Below are 5,357 nucleotides of genomic sequence, written 5' to 3' on the forward strand. Positions count from 1 at the left end.
GCGGTCCACCACCTCCTCGTCCGACAGGTCGTAGACGTGCTTGAGGTAATGCAGCCCCACCATCAGCCGCGTCGGCTGAAATCGCAACCTTCTTTGATCGCAATTTGCCAATAATCGTTGATGATCAATTGGCAGTCGTATTTGGCACAAACCTGTTTTGCACGGCGGATATGAGCTCGCAACACATGGTCCTGCTGATTCTTAATGCGCAATTGCACGAGTTTCACACCCAGCGGCAGCAGCCGCTCGATCCAGTCGGCGGTGTCTACGACGAGGTAAAATGGATTGAGTTTCATGAAAACACCGCCTGACCAATAACCGGCGTCGAAGGAACAGCTATGTCGCGCGGCTCCAGCATACCAGCGGGGTAAGCGTTGCGTCCGGCCTCGATGGCTGAAGCAAAAGCATTGGCCATAAGAACGGGATCGGCGGCACTCGCGACCGCCGTGTTCAGCAGCACTGCGTCGAAGCCGAATTCCATGACTTGCGTTGCGTGGGACGGTCGACCGAGCCCCGCATCGACAATCAAGGGTGTGCCTGGGAAATAGGCGCGCACGGATTTGAGCGCCGCAGGGTTAACCGGTCCGCGTGCCGAGCCGATGGGAGCGGCCCAGGGCATCAGTACCTTGCAGCCCACGTCAAGCAGCCGCTCGGCGGCAATCAGATCCTCGGTGGTATAGGGAAAGACCTCGAAGCCCTCTGAGCTTAAAATTCGCGCCGCTTCGACAAGCTGAAAAACATCAGGCGCCAGTGTGTCGTGATTTCCGATCACTTCCAGCTTGATCCAATTTGTATTGAAGAGGTCGCGTGCCATTTGCGCTGTCAACACCGCCTCTTTCACGGAGTGACAGCCTGCGGTGTTTGGGAGAACATGAACACTTAGATTTCGGATGATCTCGAAAAACATTCCGCCACCCCCGCCTCTCGCCGTTTCACGGCGAAGCGACACGGTGACGATTTCAGTGCCCGACTGGCGGATTGCCTCTTCCATGATGGCAGGCGAGGGGTAGCGGGCTGTCCCGAGCAGCAGACGGGATTGAACCTCGGTGTTATAGAGCTTCAACACGCTCAGCCTCCTTGCATGGGCGAGAGGATTTCTACTTGGTCGCCCTCGACCAGTGTCTGGATCGCCCGCTCTTCGTGTTGAACCAGTTCGCCATTGACGGCTGTGGCCAGCCAATCACCGTCATAGTTCAGCGCTTTAAGAAGACCGGCCAATGTCTTGCACTCGGCTTCCTGGGCTTCTCCATTGACGATCAGCTTCATGGGGCTGTTCCCTTTAGAAAACAGGTGTTTAACAGGTGGCTCACCAGGTCTTCCGCCAAATGCGGCGCCATCAGGAAACCGTGGCGGTACATGCCGTTGACGGTGAGATATTGTCCGACCTCCGTGATGCGGGGAATATTGTTGGCATAGGTTGGGCGGATGCCCGCACCGGTTTCGATAACCTCCGCCTCGCCGAAGGCCGGGTGCAACGCATAGGCGGCGTTGAGCAATTCCATCAGTGAGCGGGCCGAGATCGCGCCGTCATTCTCGCTCTCGATCATGGTCGCGCCAACCATGAAGCGATTGCCGGATTGAGGTACGACGTAAAGCGGGAGGCGCGGATGCAACAGGCGAACCGGACGGGACAGGGAGATCTCGGTGGTTCTGAGATAAAGCATCTCGCCGCGCGCACCGCGAAGCCCGGAGCCATCGGAAATGGCTGCCTTACCGGTGCAATCTACGATCCGGTCAAATCCCGCCTCGGCGGGATCGGCCTCGCCAAAATGAAACCGCACGCCCATGGCCCGCAGCCGCTTGTAGAGGCCGGAAATTGCGGCCCGCGGGTCGACATGAGCCTCTTCGGCAAAAAAGAGCCCCCGGCGGAAACGGCCTTCCAGAGCAGGTTCGAGCGCCGCAATGCCTGCCTCGTCCAACCCTTCGAAATGGCTGGTGCGGCTGGCAAAGCGGTTCAGTTCGTTCGCGTCGCGGCCCTGCGCCACGACCAGCGTTCCCTTGCGGATCACAAGGCTGGGAAGCGCTTCATCCCACCAGCCGATCGATCTTTTTCCCGCTTTGACCACCTGTTCGTCTGCGGTCTCGCCCTCGCACCACGGCGCCAGCATGCCACCGGCATAATGCGACGCACCAAGGCCGACGGCGGCGGATTTTTCCACCACCTCGACAGGAAAGCCACGCCTGGTCAGCGCATAGGCCGCGGTCAGCCCGGCGACGCCCGCGCCCCTGATCAAAATACGCATGGCCGCACCTCATTCCTCGACCGGCATATAGAGGTCTCCGCCCCCGCGATATTTTGCCGCCATTGCTTCCATTCCTTTCTTCTGGGCCTCGGCGCGGATGTCTTGAGAAATCCGCATGGAACAGAATTTCGGCCCGCACATGGAACAAAAATGGGCGGTCTTGTGGGCTTCTTTCGGCAAGGTTTCGTCATGCAAAGACCGCGCTGTTTCAGGGTCCAGCGACAGGTTGAACTGGTCTTCCCAGCGGAATTCGAACCTCGCTCGCGACAGAGCGTCGTCGCGGATTCTGGCTGCGGGATGGCCCTTGGCGAGATCGGCAGCGTGGGCAGCGATCTTGTAGGTGATGACGCCGGTCTTCACGTCGTTGCGGTCGGGCAGGCCCAGATGCTCCTTCGGGGTCACATAGCAGAGCATGGCGGTGCCAAACCAGCCGATCATGGCAGCCCCGATGGCGGACGTGATATGGTCATAGCCCGGCGCAATATCGGTCGTCAGCGGCCCGAGCGTATAACAGGGAGCCTCGCCACAGACTGCGAGCTGCTTGTCCATATTCTCCTTTATCTTGTGCATCGGCACATGGCCTGGGCCTTCAATCATGACCTGGCAATCCTTCGCCCAGGCGATCTTCGCCAACTCACCAAGCGTTTCCAGTTCGGCTAATTGAGCCGCGTCGTTGGCATCGGCAATCGAGCCCGGGCGCAACCCGTCTCCGAGCGAAAAGGAGACGTCATAGGCCCGGGCGATGTCGCAGATTTCCTCGAAATGCTCGTAGAGGAATGACTCCTTGTGATGGTGCAGGCACCACTTGGCCATGATAGAGCCGCCGCGCGAGACAATGCCGGTGACCCGATTGACGGTGAGCGGGATGTAACGAAGGCGCACTCCCGCATGGATGGTGAAATAGTCGACGCCCTGTTCGGCCTGTTCGATCAAGGTGTCGCGAAAGACTTCCCAGGTCAGATCCTCGGCAATGCCCTTCACCTTCTCCAGCGCCTGATAGAGCGGCACCGTGCCGATCGGGACGGGCGAATTGCGGACGATCCATTCGCGGATATTGTGGATGTTGCGGCCTGTCGAAAGGTCCATCACGGTGTCGGCGCCCCAGCGCGTCGCCCAGACCATTTTCTCGACCTCCTCGGCCATGGAGGAGGTGACGGCGGAATTGCCGATATTAGCGTTGATCTTCACCAGGAAATTGCGGCCGATGATCATCGGCTCAACTTCCGGATGATTGATATTGGACGGGATGATTGCCCGACCGCGGGCAATTTCATCGCGAACGAAATTCGGAGTGACAAAGTCAGGGATCGTAGCGCCGAAGCTCTCACCATCGCGGGTAAGTTTACCCTTCAGTGCCTTGCGGCCAAGGTTTTCGCGAATGGCAACGAACTCCATTTCCGGGGTGATTATGCCTGCACGTGCATAGGCTATCTGTGTAATAGCCTTGTTTCCGCTCGCGCGTCGCGGTTTATGAAAATGAGGTAAATTGGGCACCAGTCGCTCGCCGCTGGCAAAGCCATTGTCATCTGGCCTGATCTTGCGGCCTTCGTACTCTTCAGTATCGCCGCGGCCGGCGACCCAGAGCGTACGGAAGCGCGGCAACCCCTTTTCGAGGTCAATCGATTGCGTTGGATCGGTGTACGGCCCGGAGGAATCGTAGACTGTGACGGATGGTTCACCCGCGGCGGTAGAGCTCGTCACTTCACGCATCGGCACACGTATATCAGGGTAAATTTTGCCCGCTTTGAAGACTTTTTGCGACGCAGGTAACGAACCTTGTGTGGCGTTTTGAGCGGCAATGTTCATTTAGAGGCTCCAAATTTTTTAAGTTGGAGACCCAGTTCGAAGCCGGAATGATGGAAGAACGCCCGTAGATATCCCATGTGCGGGACATATTTGTACTCTGCAATTCCGGGCCGAAAACCGCTTTATTATGGCCGGTACTGCTTTGGCAGCGCTTGCACCGTCCCTACGCCAGTATGAACTGGATCAGGTTCATCGGGTCACTGCGCTGCCTTCGTGAACGGCTCAGCAGTATCTCAGCCCCTTGCGGGACCCCCCTGGTGAATGCGAGGATGTTAGTCAGTCTGAAGGAACAACGTCAATATAGTTCTTCGAATCTTTTGCGGTTCTGATCAGCCGCCACATTTCTTCACACCTTCTGATCACTTGGGTAGTGCAAGGCCGGAAGACCTAAGTTTTTCGGGGTAGGTGCGTTTGAGCGATCACAAAGTTTGCGGTTTGACGTGGTATCTGCAGCCGAACGACCTGAATGCCAGAATTTTACACTGGCGAGCCAGTGTTGCAATCACAGACGCATTCATCTGGATCAAATCCGTCCATACTGCCCGCCACGGCCGTGGCTGAAACACCGTCTATCTCAGCCGGGCTGTCGCTCATCTCCGGATAATCTGGCCGAATACTTTACCCGGAAAGGGCATGACGCACACACACAGTGCCCGCTATCAACCGCAGATCCAAGGAAAGATCGAGTGCTGGCATCAGACTCCGAAGACCGGCTCCTCTTGGAAAACTACTTTCTACCAGGTGATCCGAGGATTTCCCCATCTATGGCTCCCATCTCCAGTTTACTACACAGGCAGTTTGCATGGGCCTCGGTTAGGGTTATAACGGCGCCTGCCTGGCGATATCCCAAACGAACCCGGCCAACTCGCGAGCAATTGCTGCCAGGACCCGAGGTTGCGGTTTGCCCGTTCGACTGAGGCTACTATATCGTTTGCACAGTCGTGTCTGTGCTTTCCAACCGATGTCTTTGATATGCTGAGGCAAGTGAGCGGATAGTTTTAGCCCTAAGAATTCATAGTGGTTGGTGGATTTGGTACAAGCTTCTGAAATAACGTAGGATTTGGTCGCTTAATCCGATCCTCTCCATTTCCTGGAGACCACACCCGCCATGAGTGATCCTACGCCGCCACTGAGCGGTTTGTCATCTGTTGGCGGCAAGTCGGTCGTCGCTCGTTTTGACGGCGGGATGTTGTCTTCTAAAGCGTGTCGCTTTTGATGCGATTCAAGGTTCCCAAATCAGTTGCTTTCTGATTCTCTTTCGGCGTTTGAAGGAGAAGAGTGATGGGTAAGCCGCATCCCTTGGCGTTG

General features: G+C 57.0%; 4 protein-coding genes, 2 pseudogenes and 1 riboswitch. All 6 genes and pseudogenes read right to left on the minus strand.

Annotated features, from left to right (window positions below; genetic code table 11):
- Positions 1 to 77: 77 nt before the first annotated feature.
- Positions 78 to 296: pseudogene (locus Q0835_RS29220) on the minus strand (thiamine phosphate synthase); the annotation flags it as partial.
- Complete coding sequence (locus Q0835_RS29225) at positions 293 to 1,066, minus strand: thiazole synthase (protein WP_298966883.1); 774 nt, start codon at positions 1,064 to 1,066, stop codon at positions 293 to 295. The pseudogene Q0835_RS29220 and the gene Q0835_RS29225, both read right to left, overlap by 4 nt.
- A gap of 2 nt (positions 1,067 to 1,068) precedes the next feature.
- The gene (gene thiS, locus Q0835_RS29230) at positions 1,069 to 1,266 is read right to left on the minus strand and encodes a sulfur carrier protein ThiS (protein ID WP_298966886.1); all 198 of its coding nucleotides are present in this window, start codon (positions 1,264 to 1,266) and stop codon (positions 1,069 to 1,071) included.
- Positions 1,263 to 2,243, minus strand: a complete 981-nt coding sequence (gene thiO / locus Q0835_RS29235; RefSeq protein ID WP_298966889.1) for a glycine oxidase ThiO — start codon at positions 2,241 to 2,243, stop codon at positions 1,263 to 1,265. Before thiO ends, thiS begins: the two co-directional genes overlap by 4 nt.
- A 9-nt stretch (positions 2,244 to 2,252) precedes the next feature.
- Positions 2,253 to 4,049, minus strand: a complete 1,797-nt coding sequence (gene thiC, locus Q0835_RS29240) for a phosphomethylpyrimidine synthase ThiC (protein WP_298966892.1) — start codon at positions 4,047 to 4,049, stop codon at positions 2,253 to 2,255.
- 142 nt (positions 4,050 to 4,191) lie between these two features.
- Positions 4,192 to 4,315, minus strand: a riboswitch (TPP riboswitch).
- Positions 4,316 to 4,868: 553 nt separating this feature from the next.
- A pseudogene (locus Q0835_RS29245) lies at positions 4,869 to 5,033 on the minus strand (IS110 family transposase); the annotation flags it as partial.
- Positions 5,034 to 5,357 lie beyond the last annotated feature (324 nt).

It is taken from the genome of uncultured Roseibium sp. (assembly GCF_947499295.1).
GTDB lineage: Bacteria > Pseudomonadota > Alphaproteobacteria > Rhizobiales > Stappiaceae > Roseibium.

What these genes read in the sequence shown, in the direction of transcription:
- thiO (WP_298966889.1), bottom strand. Translation starts at nt 2,243, where the DNA reads ATGCGTATTTTGATCAGGGGCGCGGGCGTCGCCGGGCTGACCGCGGCC.
- thiS (WP_298966886.1), bottom strand. Translation starts at nt 1,266, where the DNA reads ATGAAGCTGATCGTCAATGGAGAAGCCCAGGAAGCCGAGTGCAAGACA.
- thiC (WP_298966892.1), bottom strand. Translation starts at nt 4,049, where the DNA reads ATGAACATTGCCGCTCAAAACGCCACACAAGGTTCGTTACCTGCGTCG.